General features: G+C 62.9%; 22 protein-coding genes and 1 tRNA gene. 13 read left to right on the plus strand and 10 right to left on the minus strand.

Features of this window, described 5'->3' with window-relative positions; translation table 11 throughout:
- Nucleotides 1-16: 16 nt before the first annotated feature.
- Both budA and V7R84_RS15115 read right to left on the minus strand, forming a co-directional pair.
- Entirely contained in the window at nt 17-742 is a 726-nt protein-coding gene (gene budA / locus V7R84_RS15110) for an acetolactate decarboxylase (protein ID WP_338570602.1), read from the minus strand.
- Nucleotides 743-766: 24 nt separating this feature from the next.
- On the minus strand, nt 767-1,702 hold the full coding sequence (locus V7R84_RS15115; RefSeq protein WP_338570606.1) for an NAD(P)-binding domain-containing protein: 936 nt from the start codon (nt 1,700-1,702) through the stop codon (nt 767-769).
- Between the two features lie 100 nt (nt 1,703-1,802).
- Between V7R84_RS15115 and V7R84_RS15120 the strand changes: the two genes are divergently transcribed.
- The 3 genes from V7R84_RS15120 (at nt 1,803) to V7R84_RS15130 (ending at nt 5,453) form a co-directional block, all read left to right on the plus strand.
- Entirely contained in the window at nt 1,803-2,519 is a 717-nt protein-coding gene (locus tag V7R84_RS15120) for a TetR/AcrR family transcriptional regulator (protein ID WP_338570609.1), read from the plus strand.
- A gap of 644 nt (nt 2,520-3,163) precedes the next feature.
- Entirely contained in the window at nt 3,164-4,114 is a 951-nt protein-coding gene (locus V7R84_RS15125) for an alpha/beta hydrolase (RefSeq protein ID WP_338570612.1), read from the plus strand.
- A gap of 304 nt (nt 4,115-4,418) precedes the next feature.
- Nucleotides 4,419-5,453 (plus strand): alpha/beta hydrolase, encoded by a 1,035-nt coding sequence (locus V7R84_RS15130; protein ID WP_338570615.1) that lies wholly within the window; start codon nt 4,419-4,421, stop codon nt 5,451-5,453.
- Between the two features lie 243 nt (nt 5,454-5,696).
- Here V7R84_RS15130 and V7R84_RS15135 read toward each other — a convergent pair whose 3' ends face one another.
- Together V7R84_RS15135 and erm are read right to left on the minus strand one after the other, a co-directional pair.
- Complete coding sequence (locus V7R84_RS15135) at nt 5,697-6,038, minus strand: helix-turn-helix transcriptional regulator (protein ID WP_338570618.1); 342 nt, start codon at nt 6,036-6,038, stop codon at nt 5,697-5,699.
- The gene (gene erm / locus V7R84_RS15140; protein ID WP_338570620.1) at nt 6,035-6,850 is read right to left on the minus strand and encodes a 23S ribosomal RNA methyltransferase Erm; all 816 of its coding nucleotides are present in this window, start codon (nt 6,848-6,850) and stop codon (nt 6,035-6,037) included. The genes V7R84_RS15135 and erm overlap by 4 nt, the downstream gene beginning before the upstream one ends.
- A 259-nt stretch (nt 6,851-7,109) precedes the next feature.
- Here erm and V7R84_RS15145 point away from each other — a divergent pair, with 259 nt between their 5' ends.
- Complete coding sequence (locus V7R84_RS15145; protein WP_338570623.1) at nt 7,110-7,886, plus strand: alpha/beta hydrolase; 777 nt, start codon at nt 7,110-7,112, stop codon at nt 7,884-7,886.
- A 42-nt stretch (nt 7,887-7,928) separates the two neighbouring features.
- Here the strand turns inward: V7R84_RS15145 and V7R84_RS15150 are convergent, their stop codons facing one another.
- A complete protein-coding gene (locus V7R84_RS15150; RefSeq protein WP_338570627.1) occupies nt 7,929-8,246 on the minus strand; it encodes a hypothetical protein in 318 nt (105 codons plus the stop codon).
- Between the two features lie 387 nt (nt 8,247-8,633).
- On the opposite strand from V7R84_RS15150, the gene V7R84_RS15155 reads away from it, so the two are divergent.
- The 5 genes from V7R84_RS15155 to V7R84_RS15175 all read left to right on the plus strand — a co-directional run bounded on the left by V7R84_RS15155 (nt 8,634) and on the right by V7R84_RS15175 (nt 12,152).
- On the plus strand, nt 8,634-9,668 hold the full coding sequence (locus tag V7R84_RS15155; RefSeq protein WP_338570629.1) for a YdcF family protein: 1,035 nt from the start codon (nt 8,634-8,636) through the stop codon (nt 9,666-9,668).
- Nucleotides 9,669-9,903: 235 nt separating this feature from the next.
- Nucleotides 9,904-10,854, plus strand: coding sequence for an alpha/beta hydrolase (locus V7R84_RS15160; protein ID WP_338570631.1), 951 nt, complete (start codon nt 9,904-9,906; stop codon nt 10,852-10,854).
- Between the two features lie 337 nt (nt 10,855-11,191).
- Nucleotides 11,192-11,491: a hypothetical protein gene (locus V7R84_RS15165; RefSeq protein ID WP_338570634.1), complete on the plus strand. Its 300-nt coding sequence runs from the start codon at nt 11,192-11,194 to the stop codon at nt 11,489-11,491.
- A gap of 171 nt (nt 11,492-11,662) precedes the next feature.
- Complete coding sequence (locus V7R84_RS15170) at nt 11,663-11,863, plus strand: hypothetical protein (protein ID WP_338570637.1); 201 nt, start codon at nt 11,663-11,665, stop codon at nt 11,861-11,863.
- 76 nt (nt 11,864-11,939) lie between these two features.
- Nucleotides 11,940-12,152 carry a hypothetical protein gene (locus tag V7R84_RS15175; protein WP_338570640.1) on the plus strand — a complete coding sequence of 71 codons (213 nt, stop codon included), beginning with the start codon at nt 11,940-11,942 and terminating at the stop codon, nt 12,150-12,152.
- 336 nt (nt 12,153-12,488) lie between these two features.
- Here V7R84_RS15175 and V7R84_RS15180 read toward each other — a convergent pair whose 3' ends face one another.
- The 3 genes from V7R84_RS15180 to V7R84_RS15190 form a co-directional block, all read right to left on the minus strand.
- Nucleotides 12,489-13,853, minus strand: a complete 1,365-nt coding sequence (locus tag V7R84_RS15180; protein ID WP_338570643.1) for a PH domain-containing protein — start codon at nt 13,851-13,853, stop codon at nt 12,489-12,491.
- Nucleotides 13,840-14,307, minus strand: coding sequence for a hypothetical protein (locus V7R84_RS15185; protein WP_338570646.1), 468 nt, complete (start codon nt 14,305-14,307; stop codon nt 13,840-13,842). Before V7R84_RS15185 ends, V7R84_RS15180 begins: the two co-directional genes overlap by 14 nt.
- Before the next feature lie 229 nt (nt 14,308-14,536).
- Complete coding sequence (locus V7R84_RS15190) at nt 14,537-15,475, minus strand: MFS transporter (RefSeq protein ID WP_338570649.1); 939 nt, start codon at nt 15,473-15,475, stop codon at nt 14,537-14,539.
- Nucleotides 15,476-15,616: 141 nt separating this feature from the next.
- Between V7R84_RS15190 and V7R84_RS15195 the strand changes: the two genes are divergently transcribed.
- The gene (locus V7R84_RS15195; protein WP_338570652.1) at nt 15,617-16,897 is read left to right on the plus strand and encodes a thymidine phosphorylase; all 1,281 of its coding nucleotides are present in this window, start codon (nt 15,617-15,619) and stop codon (nt 16,895-16,897) included.
- A 77-nt stretch (nt 16,898-16,974) separates the two neighbouring features.
- A tRNA-Pro gene (locus V7R84_RS15200) sits at nt 16,975-17,048 on the plus strand.
- A gap of 37 nt (nt 17,049-17,085) precedes the next feature.
- Here the strand turns inward: V7R84_RS15200 and V7R84_RS15205 are convergent.
- Complete coding sequence (locus tag V7R84_RS15205) at nt 17,086-17,394, minus strand: hypothetical protein (RefSeq protein ID WP_338570656.1); 309 nt, start codon at nt 17,392-17,394, stop codon at nt 17,086-17,088.
- A 459-nt stretch (nt 17,395-17,853) separates the two neighbouring features.
- On the opposite strand from V7R84_RS15205, the gene V7R84_RS15210 reads away from it, so the two are divergent.
- On the plus strand, nt 17,854-19,068 hold the full coding sequence (locus V7R84_RS15210; protein WP_338570659.1) for a hypothetical protein: 1,215 nt from the start codon (nt 17,854-17,856) through the stop codon (nt 19,066-19,068).
- Nucleotides 19,069-19,075: 7 nt separating this feature from the next.
- On the opposite strand, the gene V7R84_RS15215 is transcribed toward V7R84_RS15210, so the two are convergent.
- Complete coding sequence (locus V7R84_RS15215; protein WP_338570662.1) at nt 19,076-19,759, minus strand: metal-dependent transcriptional regulator; 684 nt, start codon at nt 19,757-19,759, stop codon at nt 19,076-19,078.
- A gap of 240 nt (nt 19,760-19,999) precedes the next feature.
- Here V7R84_RS15215 and V7R84_RS15220 point away from each other — a divergent pair, with 240 nt between their 5' ends.
- Nucleotides 20,000-20,572 (plus strand): manganese efflux pump MntP family protein, encoded by a 573-nt coding sequence (locus V7R84_RS15220; RefSeq protein WP_338570665.1) that lies wholly within the window; start codon nt 20,000-20,002, stop codon nt 20,570-20,572.
- The last annotated feature ends 70 nt before the right edge of the window (nt 20,573-20,642 follow it).

The raw sequence follows: 20,642 nt of genomic DNA on the forward strand, positions 1-20,642 counted from the left end.
TGACCATGCCCACAGTTCAGTGGTGCTCGACCCGGCGGATCTCCTCGGTCTTGTCCTCCGACAGGTCGACGGTGCGAAACTCCTCGGTCAACGGCAGACGCATGCGGAAATCGGTGCCCAGGCACAGTTCGGCTTCACCCTCTTCTAGGACGAAATCCACTAGGTGCCCACCCCACGTGCGGTCATCGTTGATGATGTGCGCGTGGCAGCCTGCTACCGAGATTCCCGACTCGTACAGAGGCGTGCGAAACCCGGCGATCGTCCCGCTGAAGTCCTCGCGGCGGGCGATCTCCTCGCCGTCGGTGGCCTCAACCATGGGCCGGTAGGGACGGTCCTGTTTCGTCACCGTGCGCGCGCTCGCCCATACGAATCGACCGGTCACCCGCAGCGCATACATGTAGTTCGAGCTCGGGACGAAGGCATCGACGGCTCGGGAGAATTCCTCCCGGGTCATCGGTCCCACCACGGATCGGCTCAGGCTCGGCACGAAATTGGTCACGACGGCGTAGGGGGTGCGTTCCGTCAGCTCGGGCACGGTCACGGATCCGTCGCCCCGCAGTCGGTAACAGACACCGCCCAAGATGATCATCTCGCCGTCGAGCCCGTTGAAGGTGCCGATGCCGAAGGAACCGTGACCGAGAAGCTCAGCCAGGGTCATCTCGTCCTCGTAGACGCCCTGGACGAGGGCGGAGATGAGGCTGGTCTGGAAAATTTCGTGACGGGTGACGGCATGTGCGGTCATGCCCCCACAGTAGACGCTCCGACCTCACAGCCGATTGAGCCGGGTTGCGACGATGTCCGCCGCCGTTTCCTCCAGCGGCGTGTGGGTCTCACCGAGCAGTTCACGGGTGTCAGTGTCGTCGGCGACGAAAGGTTCGGTGTTTTGGTACATGGTCTCCCTCACCGCCCTCAGCGTCGGGGAGAACCATCCCAGCGCGCGCAGCAACGACGCCGGCATGGTGCGCAACCTCGGTTCGTCCTCGCGACCGGCGGCACGCAACAGCATCCGGGCCAGGTCGCGGACGCTGACCGCCGGGGCGCTGGGGACGTGCCAGGCCCGGCCTGGCATCTCCGGATCGGTGGCGGCGCGGGCCAGCAGACGCCCGAAGTCGGGGATGGCGGTCATGGTGTAGGGCAGGTCGGGATCGCCGAGGACGCTCGTCGCCCCCTTGGCTAGCAGCGGATCCACGAACCGCGGCCCGAGATAGGCACCCGGACCCGCGTCGGCCCCGAGATAAGACGACCCCCGCACCTCGACAGCGCGGATGCGCCCCTGTTCGTGGGCGGCGAACAGCCTGCGGGACACCTCTGCCCGGACCTCGCCCAGCGCCGACGGTGGGTGGTCGAGGGGATCGGTGGCGCGCATCGGCATCCGACCGCGCACATAGGAGTAGTAGTTGCCCGCAACCACGAGGGTCGCATCGTGCCGCTCCGCCGTCTTGATGAGGTTGTCGATGGCGAGGGGCCAATCACGGCGCCACCCAGCGATCGTGTACGTGATGCCGCAGCAGGCGACGATCGCAGCTCCGGGCGCGAGCACCTCCAAGCCGTCGCCCGTGACGACGTCGGCCCTGACGGCCTGCGCCCCGGGTACCTGTGTGCCGCTGCGGGTGGCGACCGTGACCCGGTGCCCGGCCTCCACGAGTGAGCGTGTCGCGGCCCTGCCCAGCGGTCCTGCTCCGATGACGGTGATGTGTTCCATGTCTCCTCCGTTCCCGCCCCCAAGAACAGTAAACACTGTTCACGTAATTTTGTAAACACTGTTCACGGATCTGTTGGTCGTGGCGTGCGAGACTGGGACCATGACCCCCACCCCGCGCGGCGAGGCCCGCGACGCCTTCACGCGGCGACTGCTCGAGGTCGCGCACCGGCACCTCGTCGAGAGGGGAGCGGTCGGGCTGGGAATGCGGGCCCTGGCGCGCGACCTCGAGGTCACCCCCGGCGCCCTGTACCGGTACGTGAAGAGCCGCGACGACCTCCTGACCTTGTTGATCGTCGACGCCTACGAGTCGCTGGGACGGTCCGTCGAGGAGGCCGAGGGCAGAATCCCACGCGGAGACCTCGAAGGTCGCTGGATGGCGCTGTGGCGCGCCACCCGCACCTGGGCGCTGGAGCACCGCAACGAGTACGGCCTCATCTACGGCACCCCGGTCCCCGGCTACCAGGCCCCGCCGGAAACCATCCCAGCCGCGTCCCGGATCTCGATCCTGCTGGCCCGGATCGCCTCGGACATGAGGTCGCAGGCGGGGACGACGCCGCCGCCGGACTCACCGGAAACGGCACCGGCACTGCGGGAAGACCTCGCCAGGGTGCGTCGCTGGATCGGTGAGCAGGGAATGCCCGGCGATGTCCCCGACGAGCTGATCATCATCGTCCTGAGGGGCTGGACTGAACTGTTCGGCTGCATCAACATGGAGCTGTTCGGCCACTACGTCGGCAGCATCGAGAACGGATCGGCATTCCTGGACGAGCTGGCCCACCGTAACTTCAAGGAGCTCCGGGCCCGGATTAATCCCTGAGCCCGTCTCGTCGTAGAGGTCGTCGTCCGTGAGCACCGGATCGCTCACATGATGGAGACGCCGTCCTGCGGCAAGGATCGCCTCGGTCCTCACCCAAACGGAGTGAGCGACAGTGTGCCGAGCGAGGTTCTCGATGATGCCTGAGGAGGATCCTCCTCATCGACGGTGTCGCGCACACCACACACCTCAACGGAGGCAACGAAGGACGGAATCACATCCAGAACGTCACCAGCTTCACTACTTACAGTTTCAACATTACGTTCGTCGCCGAGAAAATTAGCCCGAACATCAGGAAAACCAAGCTGACAAGGCCAAACTCTCCCAAAGCGGCGGATCCGGGGCGTGACCAAAACTCCGATCCCACCTCCAAAATTCTAACTAATGGCCATAGTTGTTAGCCGAAAGTTATGTATTTCTGCGTGTCTCATGCGGCGGGCCATGGAGCGAAGTTAGGGTGCTCCTGAAGCTTCAAAGGTCCAGTCTCCCCGTACAAACCAGCTGGGGGATGACTGGCCGCACCAACCGGGCGCGCAGCGCTGAACCCGCTACGCACCCGATTGAGCGCTCAACATCAAAACAACAATTTTCAAAAAATTACACCCCCACCATACCTGCAGGGACGCAAAAACCAAGTAGGAGCTTTGATGTCTCTCAATCATTCAATCACTCGTCGTAGCATGTTCAAAGGAGCAGGCGGGATAGCCGCGGCCTCCTTCCTCGGCGCCGGTGCCGTCTTGGGCGGCGCCGCCAGCCCCGCACACGCCTCAGGCCTAAAGGTCATCGCGCACCAGACCACAGGGCGAATGGAGTACTACAGGTTCTCCACCTCCTGCATCAGCTGGACCCCCCGGGTCAACATCCTCCTCCCCAAGAACTACAACAACGGCTGCCGTTTCCCGGTGCTCTACCTGCTCCACGGCCCTTCAGAGAACTTCTCGAAGTTCGACAGGGATGACGACATCCGCAATCTGGCCGGCTCAGATGACCTCATCATCGTCATGCCCGATGGTGGCGCCGCGGGCTGGTACTGCGACCCGGTGAAATCAAACGCCGGACCACAGAAGTGGGAAACCTTCCACATCGAGCAGCTCATCCCGTGGGTGGACGCGAACTTCCGCACCATCGCGCAGTGCGAAGGACGCGCCGTCTCCGGGTTCTCCATGGGAGGCTTCGGAGCCCTCAAGTACACCGCCAAGTACAGCAGCCACTTCGCATCCGTCAGCTGCCACTCGGGCCCGGCCAACCTGCGAGGAAACTACGGTCAGACCGTGGTCCAGTGGGCCAACTCCTCCTCCTCGGCGGATCTCGCAGGCGGTTGCGTCTACGGCTCCGACGAGACGCGGATCAAGGCCGACAACCCGGTCGACTGCGTCGAGAAGTACAAGAACAAGAGGATCTTCCTCTTCAGCGGAACCGACTCCAAGAATTCACACGAAAGCTGCATCGTTCACACCCACCGGGAATTCAGGGAGACCCTGCACAAGCACGGAATCAAACACGAGCACTGCGAGGACTCCGGCGGTCACCACATCCGCAAGGAACGCCTGAGGCAGGACCTCGACGGAATCGTCGGACACCTGTGGCGTCCCTGCTGATCATCAGCACACCTTGAACTAGACCCGATCCCTCGACCCTGCGGTGGCCGAGGGATCGGGTCGTGCCCGCTCACCACGGCTTCCACAAAAGTGCGAAAAACCCGCCACAACAGGGTTGCATACAGGACTGCATCCAGTTAAAGTCTACAGGGAAGCTTCACAGGATCGAAAATTCCCGGAAAGGCCACCGGGAACGGTGATGATCATCCGAGCAGAATGATCGCACCAGCGCCGATCCACCCCGGCATTCTCTGCCCCACAACACCCATGTTTTGTGGTGAAATTTCAATCACTAGGAAGCATCATGTCCCTGGATCGCACCATCAGCCGTCGCACTGTCTTCAAGGGAGCCGGAGGGCTCGCCGCGGCTTCCATCATCGGCGCCGGAGCCGCGTGGAGTGGCGTCACACCCGCCCACGCAGCAGGCCTCGAGGTCACCGACCACGCAACCGACGGTCGCATGGAAACCTACACCTTCTCCAGCCCATCGTTCTCGGGCGTCACACCTCCGCTGTCCCCAGCAGGCAGCAATCCCCACGTCAACGTCCTGCTTCCCGCCGATTACGCCAGCAGCGGAAAACGGTACCCCGTGCTCTACCTGTTCCACGGAGGCGGGGGAAATTACACCCAATACGACCGGGAACTCAACATCCGGGCGATGACCGAGGGACGTGATCTCATCGTGGTCATGCCCGACGCGGGCGTCAGCTGGCACTGCAACCCTGTGTCCGCCCGAAACAGGAAACGCGACTGGGAGACCTTCCAGATCGATGAACTCATCCCCTGGGTGGACGCCACCTTCCGCACCTTCCCCGAACAGGCCGGACGCGCCGTCTCCGGATTCTCCATGGGAGGCTTCGGAGCCCTCAAATACGTCGCCAAATACAGCGACAAATTCGCCTCCGTCAGCGCCCACTCCGGACCGGCAAACCTCCGCTCGAAAGCGGTGGAGGGCATAGTCCCCAACCTGATCATTGCCTGGGCGAACCTGACCTCCCATGCGGAGTTCGGTCAACCCGTCTATGGTCGGTGGCCCCGGTGGCACCAGGACCTCATCACCGCGGACAATCCCATCGAGAACATCGAGAGCTACCGCAACAAGCGCATCTTCCTCGTCGCCGGAACAAGTCGTGTCAGCGACATTCCGCAGGTCGGAACCATCATCAACACCCTGACTGAAGACACGGTTCTCAACACCCAGCGCGAGTTCGCGGCTGCGCTCGACTCAGCCGGAATCAAGTACGAACGCTTCGAGGAACCAGGCGGCCATATCATCCGCCCCGAACGCCTGCAACAGGACATCGACGGAGTCGTCGCCCACCTCCACAAGGCCGAATAGGAACTCCACGAACGAACCAAACGGCTCCGGGCCCTCGACCTTCTCATGGTCGAGGGCCCGAGTCGCGCCCTAACCTAAAGCATCACACGGGAGACGAACTGCAGACCCCATCTCTCCAAGGAGTTTCACACAAACCTGTGCCCACTCAAGGTTCAGGGACTCATCCCTGCTCCCGAGCGGCCACACGGTGGACGTGGTGACAGAGAATGCTCAGTGCATGCCTGTCATTCACCAGGTACCGAATCATTTGTGACGTATCCGTTCCTGTCCGATCTTCCGGTAGCCCGACGGTGACACTCCGAACACTTCCTTGAAATGGCGGGCCGCATGTCCACGACTACGCCACCCCACTGTGCTCATCGCCTCTGCTATGGGCAGGTCGGTCTCCCGCAACAGCGTGGCCAACAAATGTGCGCGAAGGTACATCAGGAAACGCATCGGGGTGCGGCCGAACCTGCGGGTAAACACTCGCCCGAGCTGCGACACCGAGAGATGCACCAGCGCAGCAAGTTCGTCAAGTTGCCAGTCGTGTTCAGGTCGCTCAGCCAACAGACGTGCGGCCTGCTGAGCAGCGGAGAGGCTCATCGTCGCCTCCTGCGGTTTCCTCGTGGCGAAGGGGTAGGTGGTGACGATCCCGTCGTCTTGAACAGGTCCACCCAGGCCTCCGGATGCATCATTCGAGGCAGGGCTGAAGCATCAATGCCATGTCTTCCGAGCCAAGTCCGGGCTACCTGCGGTGAAGGAAGGGAGGTGACGCGAGCAAGGATCTGGGCCAGGCCGTTTCCCGGGCCGGTATAGATGCGATGGACCAAGGCGTGGAATCGACGTCGCTCAGTCACTGGTAGCAGTGGGTGCTCGCGACGGTGGATGGCGAGAATCCCACCATCCACACCCGGGCGTGGCGTGAAAGCCCGCGCTGGGACGCGACCATGCAGAGTGAACGTGAACCACGGCGCCCATTGCGCGGTCATCATGGTAGCCCCGCCCACACCGGCCCTGCGACGAGCAACCTCCCATTGAGTCAGCAGAACCGCATCCCTCCAGGCAAAGGAGTGCAGGAGGTGTCTCAACATCGCAGTGGTCTGGTGGAAGGGCAGATTCCCCACCACCACGTGGGGATGGCTCGGCAACCGATAGGTGAGGAAATCACCCGTCACCACCTTCACATGCGGAGGAAGATGACAACGCAGCCGCTGCTCCAGGCGGTCGTCGATCTCGATGACCGTCACAGGACGACCGAGGCGCACCAACGGCACGGTGAGTGCGCCGTCGCCTGGTCCGATCTCGATGATGGGACCGCGGGTCGCTGCAACGAGTTCGACAAAGGCGGTGAGGACAGCTGGGTCGGTGAGGAAATTCTGGCCGTATTCATGACGACCGTGATGAAAAGTAGGCACTGCTTGCTCCGTGATGATCGTGGAACCGGGCACGCGAAAGGGCACCGCCCGGCATGGAGGCCAGGGCGGGAGCAGCGACGGGATGCTCCCGCGGTCAGCGGCTGCGCAGACGCAGCAGAGCAGCGCAAAGGATCAACATGGTGTTCAGCATAGGGAGTTCGCCCTCGAGGGAACCAGCAGGAAGCCGCTGTGGAAGCAAAGATGCGCAGATGTGTATCAGCACCACGATTTCGACGCCCCTGGTACTACAGTCGCTGAGGTGACGACGCTTGCGCTGCACGAGTGGGGGAATCCCGCAGCTCCAACCCTGCTTCTAATCCACGGCCTGACGGAATCGGCTTCCACCTGGCCCGACGCGGTGGCTAACTGGTCCTCCCGGTACCACGTTCTCGCAGTGGACCTACGAGGGCACGGAGTGTCCCCACGGTGGGACGACAACTCTCTGGCCCGGGCGCCACAGACCATTCAGGAAGACCTCGAGCGAGTTCTCTTCTCGCTTCCAGAACCACCGGTCGTCGTGGCACACAGCCTGGGAGGACTCATGTCGCTGCGAGTGAGCGTGGCCCGGCCCGATCTGGTTCGGGCGCTGGTCCTGGAGGACGTCGCGCGTCCCACCGGGCACTGGGGTCCGGCTCCTTGGTTCGTGGAGCACCAGGAGCAGTTCCTGGACGCGTTCGTCGCCGACGGCGGCCTGGCCGAACGGAAGCGTATGCGGCACGAGACCTCATGGAGTGATGCCGAGATCGAAGAGTGGGCCCGGTGCAAGGAGCAGGTCGACCGCCGTTTCATCCGTGAGGGCACCTATCTCGGCGAAGCCGATCTCGTCAGCGCAGTCAACCAGCTGGCAATACCGGCGCTGTACCTTGCACCCCGCGACGGTGACATGGCCCCGGACCCCTCCGAGGTGACCAACCCGCTCGTGCGCCTGGTCTTGATCGACGGTGTCGGCCATTGCGTACGGCGGGACGCCCCGAAGACCTACCACGGACTGGTCGACCCCTTCATCGCGGAGGCCTTCAACAATCCCAGTCGGTGACTCACACCCTCCAGGGATGTCGACGACCTGAAGTTTCACGCTCTACAGGAGGTCTCCGTAGTCGCCTTCGAGCCACCCGACCAACCACGTGCAGGCACCTTCACCGTCATGCAAGGATTCAGTGTGCAGAACCCGACCGGTCTCAGGCTCCACCAGCCTGCCCACGAGGTCCACCTCGAAACCGATCTTGCCTGCTGTATCACGCACCGGGGCGAAGATGCCATCAACCAACATCATGAGGGAGTAGAGAGTGTCATCAACGGCCTTGCAGGCAGCCGCTCGGGCCACGTCACCGAGATCGGCGGGCAAGTCAGTGATCACGCTCTGCCGGACACGGGTCATCAACATGAGCCCGGTCATGCTCTGCATCCACAGGCACCGCTCCGATGAGTCTTCAGGAACTGTGAATCCGTCTGCTTCCGGGGTTTGACTCATCTGATCACCTGATTCCCACAGTGGATTTGACCCCCTCCTGCTGCCACGATGTAGCCCAGAGCGGGCAGTGCAACAGAGGACTCGCACATGGGGTCAATCCTTTCATGCAAAGCTCAAGAGCTGGATACATGGGATAATGAGCCGGGCATGGTGCTGCTGCCTGAAGATCAAAGAATCTGGTCTCGCAATACCGGAGAAGGTGTTGCGATCACGAACTGGCCGGCGCCCAACACCCCTGCGGGTACCCCGAGCGTCCCCGGAATCATGAGCTACAGCAAAGTATTCGCACAGCAGTGCAACTATCGTGCCACTGTGGGCTCAACAACTCTGACTGGACTGATACTGCTGGCAGCCTTACTCATCACGGGATGGGTGGCATGGCGACGTATCCGCCAGGAACCACGGCGACTGGCCAACGCCGGGTGGATCGCCGTCACCGCGCTGCTCGGCATCCAGACGCTGACGTTCCTCGGCTTCGCGGCCCCACTGATGGGCTTGGCCGCTCTGGTGGTGATGTCACCCTTGATGGCCGTCGGTTTGGCGGGTTTCCTCATCCTCAATGGTGTGGTCATGCTCCGCAGGGAACGTTTCTCCCTGGCCCACTCGTTGTCCCTGCTCGCTGGCGTCGGGCTGGTCGCGGCAATGGTCATTTGTATCGCCATCATCATCGTCGGGGAGCGGCGAGCTTATCCCGTCCCGGCGTTCATCATGCTCACTACCGGCTGGGTGGCGTTGATGTTTTTCTGTTTCGTCGGGTACTCCTGGTTCTACCAACGTATCGTCCGCAGAGTTCACCCGGATTTCATCATGGTGCTGGGTGCCGGGGTTCCTTCTGGAAAAGTCACCCCGCTGCTGGCCGGGCGTATTGACCGGGCCCTTGGGGTGTGGCGGGGTGAGGTGGGTGTTGGGCGGCGTCCGTTGTTGGTGATGAGTGGTGGGCAGGGTCCTGATGAACCTGTCAGTGAGGCTAGGGCAATGGCCGATTATGCGTTGGAGCAGGGTGTTCCGGAAGCGGCCTTGGTGTTGGAGGATCGCTCCACGACGACCCGGGAGAATTTCCAGATGTCGACGGATCTGGTTCGAGCCGAGCCGCGGCTGGGCCCAGAAGCCACGGGAATCGCTGTCACCAGCAATTATCACGCGATGCGTGCTGCGTTGTTGGCCCGCGACTTGGGTACGGGTATCCAGGTGTTGGGGGCGCGTACTGCGTGGTATTACTGGCCGAGTGCCATGTTGCGGGAATTCGTGGCGGTGGTGCAGAGATCCCCCAAGGCCTACGTGCTGGGCCTGGCCCTGGCGACGGTGCCATTGACATTGCTGGTGACCCTGGCAGCCTGGCTGTCCTGACGGAAATCGCCTCGAGCCGAGCACGCCGCCACGCCATCGAAGACGCGGAAAGCATCCTCACAAGGGGTTGCATACAAACTTGTATCCGGTTAGGGTTCGGGGGAGGCCTCGTTGAGCCGGATTCCCGAAAGGCCATCGGGAAAACACTCCGGCGCTCATTCCGAACTCGCACGAATCGGCAGCAGCCATCGCGCGCCCCACATCATGATGAAACTTCAATCAATTAGGGAGCATTGTGTCTTTTGATCACAGCATCAGTCGCCGCAGCGTCTTCAAGGGGGCCGGCGGGCTCGCCGTCGCCTCCGCCCTGGGAGCCGGAGCCGCTCTGGGGGCCACCACCCCCGCACACGCGGCAGGCTTAGACGTCGTCGAACACCAGACCTACGGTCGGATGGAGTACTACAAGGTCTCCACTCCATCGATCGCTTGGAAACCCAGGGTCAACGTACTCCTGCCCGACGGCTACGACAGCGGTCGCCGCTATCCGGTGCTGTACCTGCTCCACGGCGGGGCGCAGAACTTCATGAAGTTCGACAAGGAGGACGACATCCGCGGACTGACAGCCGGACGCGATCTCATCGTTGTCATGCCCGATGGCGGAATAGCGGGATGGTACTGCAACCCGGTGACCGCGAACCTGGGGCCACGCAACTGGGAGACCTTCCACATCGAGGAACTCATCCCCTGGGTGGACGCCACCTTCCGCACCTTCCCCGAACAAGCCGGACGCGCCGTCTCCGGATTCTCCATGGGAGGCTTCGGAGCCCTCAAGTACACCGCCAAGTACTACGGCCACTTCGCCTCCGTCAGCAGCCACTCAGGACCTGCCAGCCTGCGGAGCATCAACGGTGCGGTCGCCCACTGGGCGAATGCCAGCTCAACCATTGACCTAGGCGGCGGCACCGTCTACGGAACCCCCTGGGACGAGGCCCGGGTGAGCGCCGACAACCCTGTGGAGCGCATTGAAAGCTACCGCGGCAAACGTATCTTCCTCGTCTCCGGCACCGAGGCCTTCGACGTGAACGAAGGATTCGTACTGCCCACCCAACGAGAGTTCGCCGCCGCGCTGGACCGCGCAGGAATCCAGTACGAACGCCACGAAGAGCCGGGTGGCCACTTTGTCCGCCGGGAACGCCTGCAACAGGACATCGACGGCGTCATCGCCCACCTCCGCAAGGCCGGCTGACACGCTCCTGCCACACGAGATCCCACCAGAGCTACGGGGATCCTCGAGCCCTCCGGACTCGAGGATCCCCGTAGCTTTTCCAGCCAACAAAATTCCTTGAAATAATAATCAATATTTCATGCCGCCAAAGAGTTGCATACAGTTCTGTATCCGACTAAGCTTTCATTCAGCTTGAGCACGAGGGAACCCCTCAAGAGCGGAAGCTAGACAGAACATTCACGATGGAAAACTGATCACGTCCATCGCGATGTCAAACGCCGTTCTTGAAACGATTTCGAGTGGACCTCAACTACCTTGGAATCGCCTGTCGTGATGGAAATCAACCACAAGGGAAACCATGTCCTTGAACCACACAATCAGTCGTCGCGCAGTCTTCAAGGGGGGTGGGGCAGTCGCAGCTGCTTCTGCCCTCGGCGCGGGAGCTGTACTGGGTGCCGCACCGCCGGCACACGCCGCTGGATTGGAGGTCGTGAACCAAGACACCGTTCTCAACACACAACGCGAGTTCGCAGCCGCGCTCGATTCAGCCGGAATCACATACGAGCGCTTTGAGGAACAGGGAGGACACTTCGTTCGCCCCGAACGTCTGCAGCAGGATGTCGATGGCGTCGTCGCCCACCTCCGCAAGGCGGAGTAAACCTCCTCCCTATTTCATTCACGCCAAGACCGAGTCGCTTCGGGGAGCGGCTTCATCCATCGCTTCTCGAGACATCAGAGCCAAAAACTGAACAACGGCAAAGAAAAAGAATTTGGCCCCAGAAATCACCCGGAATCAAATTCTTTCCACCACTCAACTCCAAGGAGAAAAATGCTCAAACGCAAACTCGCGGCAGTCGCCGGAATCACCCTGACCTTGGCGACTCTGCTCGGAACCCCGGCAGCCGCACACGCGAATGACGGCATGGACCCGGACCCAGATCCGAGGCTCAACCACACCTCGACGGGAGAAGAATTCCGCGGGGTCTCTTTCTACCTCTGCAAGTACCTGGGAATCTTCTGCCGCAAGTGAGTGATTCCCGCGTGACCCGTTCGCGCACCTCACAGGGATGAAAACATCTCGAACAGTCAAATCTAAGGAGAAAGACATGTTCAAACGCAAGATTGCTACCGCCATCGGAGCCGCCCTGGCCCTCAGCACCCTGGTGGTAGGAGCCCCCACGGTCGCGCAGGCCACGGAGACTCTGCCCGCTCAGTCCCAGAAAACGGGATTCGACCCCGGTGGCTGGTCCTCGAGCGAGTACAGCTTCATCCATGACATGCTCTGCAGGTTCGTCTCGCGCAACTTCTGCAAAGGCTGACGAAAATCCGTGGAACAGCACCACGGAACACCTGCACGGTGATGGTGTGACGTCGTCGACATCACCTCCCTCCCTGCGCGACGACAAGCACACATCTCGCATTGACGGATGAAAAAAATGATCCCCTCGACCCTCGGCGGTCGAGGGGATCGCTCTACTCGCGGCCCCGAGGGCGGGAATCATCGGAGTTCTGCGAACTACGACCACCTCACACGGTGGCAGCGGACCCTGGCCGCCTTCACCGGGGACGCTTTCATCCCCCGTACCTCAGTCGGCCCCTGCACCACCCATCGCTTCACAGCACCGCCATCATGGCACGTGCCCCGGAGCTGGGCCTCAAAGGCTGAAAGATTCCAGGCTCGCCGCCCGTTCCTTCGTGACGTGTGGAGCGAGCAGGCCGCTGGGAACCTCATCGAGGATCACCACACGCAGCACCGCTGGCCTGGAGCGCAGCATCCAGGATTCGGTCAACCTGATGGCTTCGGGACGCAGGACATACCTGCGGACGAAACACACACCTCGACGGAAGACAACGCACTCCTCGCGTCGTCCCCACGCAGCCGTCCAGCGATTGGCCAGCCACAAGGTGACGATGAGCAGCAATGACGCCACGCCCCAGTGCTGCCCGAAGATCATCGCCCCCGACACGAGTCCACCGCCGAGCACGAGTACTGCGACGGGCACCGGCCAGCCCGGCCGATCCGTCGCCATGGAGGCGTCGGGCAGGATGCGCCGGACCTGTTCCTCCACCGTCGACATCGGGGCGACAGGCAGGATCATGAGGCTCTGGGCCTCGCCGTGGGAGTTGCGCAGCACCAGCCGAAGCGATGCCATGCCGAACAGCACCATCACTGGGTTCTGATCGATCCTGACCCCCAGCACCGCATCCAGCTGCACCCTGTGGGTGGAATGCTCAAAGATCCCGGAACGAACCTCGTACCCACCATCGATTACCCTCACCACGTGACCACCGAACTTGAGGTAGGAGTGGGCGACGCCGTACAGGAACGCACACGCCAGGAGGGCGGTGATCGTCACAGGTAGATGCGCCAACAGCCACAGTGCGACGTCATCCTCACCGGGCAGACTGATCCATTCCGCCACACGGTGGTAGCCACCGATCAGAAAAGGCACCACGAGTATGAAGTGCCCATAGGTGAATGCGATCACCAGGTGGTCGCGCCACGAGGTGCGGTGGAGCAGGCGAGAATCCGAAACACCCTCTCGGGATTCCTCCGATCCTGATTCTGACGGCTTCTCATCGGATGGGAGCAGGGTGGTGGCGTCCCTGTGCAGACGCACCAACAGATCCGCGTCCTGCCGACTCAGCGCCGCGATGACGATCGACTCGCACTGCTCCGCGCCGACTGTCACGGTCACCTTGTAGCGTCGCAGCACCCGATGGGCCAGGTCCTGATCCACCCGGACCGCATCGGCTTCCTGCCAGCCGATCTGCCTGCGGGTCCTGGACGGCCAGCCCGACTCGTAGACCACGCCGTCGTCGTCCATGCAATATCTGACGGTCAACCAGTCGAAAAACAGACCGTACAAGCTAGAGGCCGAGAACACGATCACAAAGATCAGCCATGGTGTACGCAGGTACTCGGGTGGTCCTATAACGCTCGCCAGCACCACAGGGATACTGGAGCGACCGACCTCCCAGGCCCGAACGCCCACCAGCGCCGCGCTAGACCTTCTCATCCCGGCCCCACTTCGACAGCTCGGCGGCGAGGGCGTCAGCATCAGGACCGAGCAGCGGACCGACGTCATGGGTCGAACCGAGGGTCCCGATCCGCAGGAGTTTCAAACCCATGGCCCGACTGACCGGCCCCTGATGAAGTTCCACAAACAGGACCTGGTTGGCGGGAACGATGAGCCTGCGAGTGATCAGGCAACCGCTGGATCGCTCGAATCCACCGGGCTCCGTCCTGTACTGGTAGCTGATGAACCGCTTTCGCAGCACCCACACCAGCATGACGAGTGCATGGAGCACCACAGCGATCCCGGCGACGAGAAGCCACGGCTGCAGCCAGCCCGCCCCGGGCCACAGCAACATCGCACCGATCAACACGCACACAATCACACCGGCACGCACAGCAGCATTGATTCTCCACACCTTGAGGGTGTCTCCAGGAAGATGGGAGGCTTCAATCATGATGCATCCTTCCGCCTCTGCGGTATCGACTTTCATGACGCCGTAGCACGACACCTGTTTGACCCTGCGACCTTATCAATACATAACTGTATTGGGATGTCACTCCTCACAGAACGTCCGTTCTGAAGCGTTGACGCTACCCTCAAAGCGTTACCCCCGCTGGGGCCTGACGAGCATGTCCTCCGCGGCCAGCAGGACCCACGATCAGGAACAGCCCTGGCCCGTAGGGTCAGGCCCGGTCAACCGTTCCATTTCTGCTGACACGTCGGCCCAGCGACGGACTCAGCGCCAGGATCACGACCGCGAAGGCCGGGACCACCCACAGCGCCAGACGCAGGTCGGCGGCCTCCGACAGCGCACCGATCAGCGGCGGACCTGCGAAGAATCCGATCCGCATCACCCAGGTGACGATCATCAGCCCGTCGCCGTGATTCATGTCGGGCAGCTCGTCGGCGGCGTGCATGGCCGACGGAATCACCGTCGCGACACCCCATCCGACACAGGCGAAACCCAGGATCGCAGTGGTCGGCGACGGCCAGATCAGCGACAATCCCATGCCGAGAAAGGCGATGATGCCGCCCTGCACGACGGCAAATCGCGGCCCGATCCGCGACACCAGGGCGTCACCGGTGAACCGCCCGATCAGCTGCGCCCCCTGCAACCCGACGAAGGCCATGCCCGCCACAAACGGAATGACCTCAAACTGCCGGTCCAGGTAGATCGCACCCCAGGTGGAGCCGGTGTCCTCCATCAAACCGGCCGAGGCACCGAGCAGTCCGAGCGCCGCGAGTCGCATGACAGCACCGGCAGGCAGACGCCGCCGTCGCTGTTGCCGGCTCCTTTCAGCCTGCGGGTCGTGGTCCAGACCGGGCAGCAGCAAGGTCTTCGCGCCCAACGACATCCCACCGAAGACCACCGTCGCCGCGACGCACTGCACCCAGACGGGAATCCCCGCCTGACCGGCGGCGGAACCGATAACACCCCCGCACACCGCGCCGATCGACCACCAACCGTGGAAACTGTTGAGGATCGGGCGACCGTAGAGTTCCTGGACGCGCAGTCCGTGGGCGTTCATCGAGATGTCGGTCAGCGTGTCGAGGCTCGCCATCAGGAACACCCCCGCCGCGAACACCCAGGCCGCCGGGGCGTTGCCGATGAGGTTCAGCATGGCGATCCCCACCGGGCCCGCCGAACGTCAGCACTCATCTCCGGGATTATGTCATTGTGAAAGATTGTGTGGCGTACACGGTACAAATTCCTCCACACCTACGACGAAACCTTTCACCGAAAGGGTCCTAGACTCATCAACATGGACGCCATAGAGGTCATCTCCACCAAACGTGACGGCGGCAGGCTCAGCGACGACCAGATCGACTGGGTGATCCAGGCCTACACCGACGGGATGGTGGCCGACGAGCAGATGTCGGCGCTGGCGATGGCGATCCTGCTCAACGACATGGACCGCGACGAGATCGCTCGCTGGACCGCCGCGATGATCGCCTCCGGCCAGCGCATGGACTTCTCGTCGCTGGGCAAACCCACCGCCGACAAGCACTCCACGGGCGGCGTCGGCGACAAGATCACCCTGCCTCTGGCACCCCTGGTGGCGACCTTCGACGTGGCAGTGCCGCAGCTGTCGGGACGCGGTCTCGGACACACGGGTGGCACCCTCGACAAGATGGAATCCATCCCGGGCTGGCGCGCCTCCCTGGGCAACGAGGAGTTGCTGGCGCAGCTGGCCGACGTCGGGGCGGTGGTCTGCGCCGCCGGTTCCGGCCTGGCCCCGGCCGACAAGAAGCTCTACGCTCTGCGCGACGCCACCGGCACCGTCGAGGCCATTCCGTTGATCGCGTCGTCGATCATGAGCAAGAAGATCGCTGAGGGCACGGGGGCGCTGGTGCTGGATGTGAAGGTCGGTTCGGGCGCGTTCATGAAGACCCGCGATCGCGCGGAGGAACTGGCCCGCACCATGGTGGCGCTGGGAACGGACGCGGGCGTCACCACCGTCGCGCTGCTGACGAACATGGACACCCCCCTCGGCCGGACCGCAGGGAACGCGCTCGAGGTCCGCGAGTCGCTGGAGGTGCTGGCGGGCGGTGGCCCGCGCGACGTGGTGGAGCTGACCGTGCGACTCGCCCGTGAGATGCTGACCGCCGCCGGTAAACCCGACGTCGACCCGGCCCCGGCGCTGCAGGACGGTCGCGCGATGGATGTGTGGCGACGCATGGTCGCGGCGCAGGGCGGTGACCCCGATGCGCCGCTACCCGTGGCGGAGCACACCCACATGGTCACCGCGGAAACCGACGGGTACGTCGCGCGCCTGGACGCGATGGCGGTCGGGGTGGCGGCCTGGCGGTTGGGGGCGGGCAGGGCTCGCAAGGAGGACGACGTGCAGGCGGTCGCGGGCGTCGAGATGCACGCCAAACCTGGCGACCGCATCGCCCAGGGAGCCCCGCTGTTCACCCTCCACACCGCCACACCGGAGCGCTTCGACCGCGCCTTGGAGGCCCTCGACGGCGCCGTCGCCTACTCCGGAGGCCCGGTCGCTCCCGACCCGGTGATCCTGGGAAGGATCGACGCCACCACCTGAGAAAGTCGTGGTCCGGGCGACGATTTCACCCGCACGCGTGCGCTGGTATAGTCTTTCCGCTGGCTCCGATGAGCCGCCGGGGTGTGGCGCAGCTTGGTAGCGCGCGTCGTTCGGGACGACGAGGCCGCAGGTTCAAATCCTGTCACCCCGACACAATTCAGGATCCGGAACGTCTCGTTCGGCGTCCGTCATGAGCGGAACACCCGGGTGATCCCCATCACCATGCTCGCGAAACCAACGACCACGAGCAGAAATCCCAGAAGCCCGTCAAGCGGCGGGAAGCCACCCCCGCTGCTGAGCAAACCCCACGCAGCTTTCGCGACATCCAGGCTGAACACCGCCACCAGGAGTCCGAAACTAAATTGGATAATCCCCACGATCGCCCTGTGGGAGCCCTTGACGTCACGACTCACTAGCCGTCCCGATCCCTTCTGCCCAACACCAGATGCGGAGCCGGCCCCGGGCACCGACGACTCGGGATCGCTGGCGTCTGACATCGTGGTCTCCCTCCGGAATCGAACCAATCTCACGCTACACATCCCCGGATTCCTTCAGCCGGATCGCATGGTCTTCCACCGTGCTGACCGCGACAGCGCGGCATCCTCACAGAGTGTCACACATCGTCGTATTCTGCACGATCCCGAATCTGAGCACAATAACTGAGCGATACCCGGAGGGCATCCCGCTCAGTGGAACGAAACCGACCAGTCCCGGTTCCTCCTTGGCCAAACCCCCTGATTTTTCCTGTGAAAATCATCGGATTGTGAACATGCCATCGGCCCGTCGCATTTGGTCTTGTTGAAGCTTCTGCAACAATGGACAGCAGCCGGATCGCTGGCGACTACTTCGCCTCCGGAGTGCCGACAGCGATTGCTTGTCGACCGACACGGGTGTGTCAAGAAAGAGGGATTGTGGTTTCCGAGTGGCGGGTCGGAGTCAGCGATGTGGGAATTCTGGTGAGCAGAATTTTCGATTCATCGCGCGACGGCGCCTTGGTCGTGGTATCTCCCGCCAGCGACACGAATCGACCTCGTATCGACACGAAAATGCTGGCCCAACGTCTGCCCCCCGGAACCGAATTAGCCGTCCTCGATTCCATGACGGCCTCGGAGCGCCTGTCAGATACAGTAGATCCACAATTTCAGGTTTATGGTGGCGGTATTCGTGTCATCCTCGCAGGGGCAGCCAGAACAGACCACTGGCGGCGCCATCGGCTGTTCCGGGTCTACCCGGGCGACGATGCCGACAGCGCCTGCCTCGACATAGCGGAACACGTGGCCTCCCACCAGGGAATCGGTAGGCCACACCGGAGCGGATCCGGAAGCACCCCCCAGAAAGCCCTGTCGGACGACCAGATGGCCGCCCTCGACCGCTTTAGGGCCTCTCTCGACGTCACGTCGTCCGCACTCGCACCCGCCAAGAGAGTCCCGCGGCCCGGTCCAGGCCCCACGCCGAACCCGAAACCGGGATCGATGGTCCCCAAACCCGGACCCCACCGCCCGGCCAGCACATCCTCCAGCTCAACCGCCCACACACCCCCTACACCAGCCGTCACGGGGCTCAGCGCAACTGAGCTGAAAAACCTGTTGGACACCCAGACGGAACGAATTGCCAACAAACTTCGCAGCTCCATAATCGACGACCTCATGCTGCTTCTCGACAGCGATCACGAATCTTTGGCAAGAGAACGTTCCCGCGCCGACGCGGCGGAGGAGGAGCTGGATCATCTTCGTCGCCGAATGACCGATCAGGAAGAAAGTCGTGGATATCCCCGGGTCTACAGCGACCCGGAAAAACAATTCCGCTGGGAAGTGGAATACGAGTGGTTGACCGGAAATCCGGAGGAGGAACGCGGGGAATCGCTGACCCCTTACACAATCGGTGAGGGATTCCTCGATTCCATGGAAGCGGAGCTGTTGCGCGGCAGGGCAAAGATCGTTCAGGTCATCGTCGACGTCCTCTCTGGTCACGCCTGGGATCGAAGAAAAACTCACCAATTCATCATCCCGAGCAAGTCGGTGATCCAGAAAACCATTCCTGAGGGCGCCGTTCCGTGGCGGACATACGTGAAACGCGGAGCCCCTGGCGCGGCGCGACTGACCTGGTGGCAGTACCCGGACGGCACCATCGAACTGGTCCACGTCGGCCACCACGACGATCTATTGCGATAGAGCAGCCTCAGGTCGCGGGCGCGACATGGACCGCCTCAGCTATCGGGACGCTGAGCTCGATCTCGGTTTCCATCCTCTCGACGGTCATCAGACCCATCCCGGACAGCCCAGAGAGCACCTTCAACCGCGTCCCGATGGCCACACCACGATCCGTGAGAAACCGGAGGATGTCCGGGTTGGAATCGGAGACCCGCACCACCCGCACCTCGACGCCCGCCGCCACATGTGCCAGCAGCACCACCCCTCGCTGCTTTTCCTCTCCGTCTCTCGGGATGGGGTCGCCGTGCGGGTCCGCAGCCGGGTGCCCGAGGATCTCATCCATCCGGTCGACCAGCGCTTCGGAGGCGGCGTGCTCGAGTCGGTCCGCCTCATCGTGGACCTGGTCCCATGGCATGCCCAGCGACGTGACCAGATAGGTCTCGATGATGCGGTGACGCCGCACCACCGCACGCCCGATCCGTTCCCCCTCCTCGGTCAGCTCGATGTTGCCGTAGGGGCGGTACTTGATCATTCCCTCCCTGGCCAGGCGCTTCAGACTGGCCGAGACCGTGGAGGGGGTAACGCCGAGGGCAGCGGCCAGATCAGTGGTGTTCGGGCGACGCCCGTCGTCGGGCCACTCGCAGGCCTTCCAGATCAGCGCGAGGTAGTCCTCCGTGACACGGGTCACGTCAGCGCCGGTGGCCGTCATCATTCCTTCTTCCAAGTGGGTCGTCCCACCGGCGGCTGTCACAGCGACCGGCAGGCTGTTCGTCGCGGGGCATTTCTTCGCCTTCCATGACGATTCTTCCTGAAACAGCGACGCGTCTCAACAGGGCGACAGGTGTCGCAAAAGGTGTGATCAGGCACACTTTCAGGTACCCGTAGACACACCAGACCCTGTGGCGTCACAGTGGCTGAAGACAAGCACGCACGCCCCGGGAAAGGTCCCACGATGTCCCTCTGGTCCATCTGGTTGGTCGGATTCGGCGTATCCGCCGACGCGTTCGCCGCCTCGCTGACCAGCGGCGTGAAAATGGGCCGTTTCAATTATCGGCACGCCCTGGTCATCGCCCTCACCTTCGCGGGTTTCCAGGCCGCGATGCCGCTGCTCGGATGGCTCATGGCGGCCAACTTCACCAGCTTCCTCGATCCCTTCGACCACTGGATCGCATTCGCGCTGCTCGCAATCATCGGAGGCAAAATGACCTGGGAGGCGCTTCAGGCCGACGAGGACGAAGGCGACAGCGGGCAGGGGAGCCGACTCGATCTGCGTCGCCTGCTGATCCTGGGAATCGCGACCAGCATCGACGCGGCAGCCGTCGGGGTGTCCTTCGCGATGCTGGAGGTCTCGATCCTCCTGGCGATCCTCTGCATCGGTCTGATCACGCTGGTGACCTCGTTCGCAGCGGTCGGGATCGGGCACCGGATTGGGGTGAGGTTCCGCAGACCCGCCGAATTCCTGGGCGGCGTGGTGTTGATCATCATCGGTACCCGCATCCTGCTGGAAGGACTCGCCCTGTTCTGACGGGTCTCTGACGGGTCGCACGTTTTGCCGGGCGGCTTCTGAAGATACGCTGACGCCGTCACCATGCATC

Origin of the sequence: Arachnia propionica, from assembly GCF_037055325.1 — a bacterium.
In the GTDB taxonomy this organism is placed as follows: Bacteria; Actinomycetota; Actinomycetes; order Propionibacteriales; family Propionibacteriaceae; genus Arachnia.

Bases quoted from the DNA above. Each gene is read 5' to 3' on its own strand.
- budA (WP_338570602.1), bottom strand. From the start codon at position 742: ATGACCGCACATGCCGTCACCCGTCACGAAATTTTCCAGACCAGCCTC.
- V7R84_RS15115 (WP_338570606.1), bottom strand. From the start codon at position 1,702: ATGGAACACATCACCGTCATCGGAGCAGGACCGCTGGGCAGGGCCGCG.
- V7R84_RS15120 (WP_338570609.1), top strand. From the start codon at position 1,803: ATGACCCCCACCCCGCGCGGCGAGGCCCGCGACGCCTTCACGCGGCGA.
- V7R84_RS15125 (WP_338570612.1), top strand. From the start codon at position 3,164: ATGTCTCTCAATCATTCAATCACTCGTCGTAGCATGTTCAAAGGAGCA.
- V7R84_RS15130 (WP_338570615.1), top strand. From the start codon at position 4,419: ATGTCCCTGGATCGCACCATCAGCCGTCGCACTGTCTTCAAGGGAGCC.
- V7R84_RS15135 (WP_338570618.1), bottom strand. From the start codon at position 6,038: ATGAGCCTCTCCGCTGCTCAGCAGGCCGCACGTCTGTTGGCTGAGCGA.
- V7R84_RS15150 (WP_338570627.1), bottom strand. From the start codon at position 8,246: ATGACCGGGCTCATGTTGATGACCCGTGTCCGGCAGAGCGTGATCACT.
- V7R84_RS15165 (WP_338570634.1), top strand. From the start codon at position 11,192: ATGTCCTTGAACCACACAATCAGTCGTCGCGCAGTCTTCAAGGGGGGT.
- V7R84_RS15170 (WP_338570637.1), top strand. From the start codon at position 11,663: ATGCTCAAACGCAAACTCGCGGCAGTCGCCGGAATCACCCTGACCTTG.
- V7R84_RS15175 (WP_338570640.1), top strand. From the start codon at position 11,940: ATGTTCAAACGCAAGATTGCTACCGCCATCGGAGCCGCCCTGGCCCTC.
- V7R84_RS15180 (WP_338570643.1), bottom strand. From the start codon at position 13,853: ATGAGAAGGTCTAGCGCGGCGCTGGTGGGCGTTCGGGCCTGGGAGGTC.
- V7R84_RS15185 (WP_338570646.1), bottom strand. From the start codon at position 14,307: ATGATTGAAGCCTCCCATCTTCCTGGAGACACCCTCAAGGTGTGGAGA.
- V7R84_RS15190 (WP_338570649.1), bottom strand. From the start codon at position 15,475: ATGCTGAACCTCATCGGCAACGCCCCGGCGGCCTGGGTGTTCGCGGCG.
- V7R84_RS15195 (WP_338570652.1), top strand. From the start codon at position 15,617: ATGGACGCCATAGAGGTCATCTCCACCAAACGTGACGGCGGCAGGCTC.
- V7R84_RS15205 (WP_338570656.1), bottom strand. From the start codon at position 17,394: ATGTCAGACGCCAGCGATCCCGAGTCGTCGGTGCCCGGGGCCGGCTCC.
- V7R84_RS15215 (WP_338570662.1), bottom strand. From the start codon at position 19,759: ATGATGACGGCCACCGGCGCTGACGTGACCCGTGTCACGGAGGACTAC.
- V7R84_RS15220 (WP_338570665.1), top strand. From the start codon at position 20,000: ATGTCCCTCTGGTCCATCTGGTTGGTCGGATTCGGCGTATCCGCCGAC.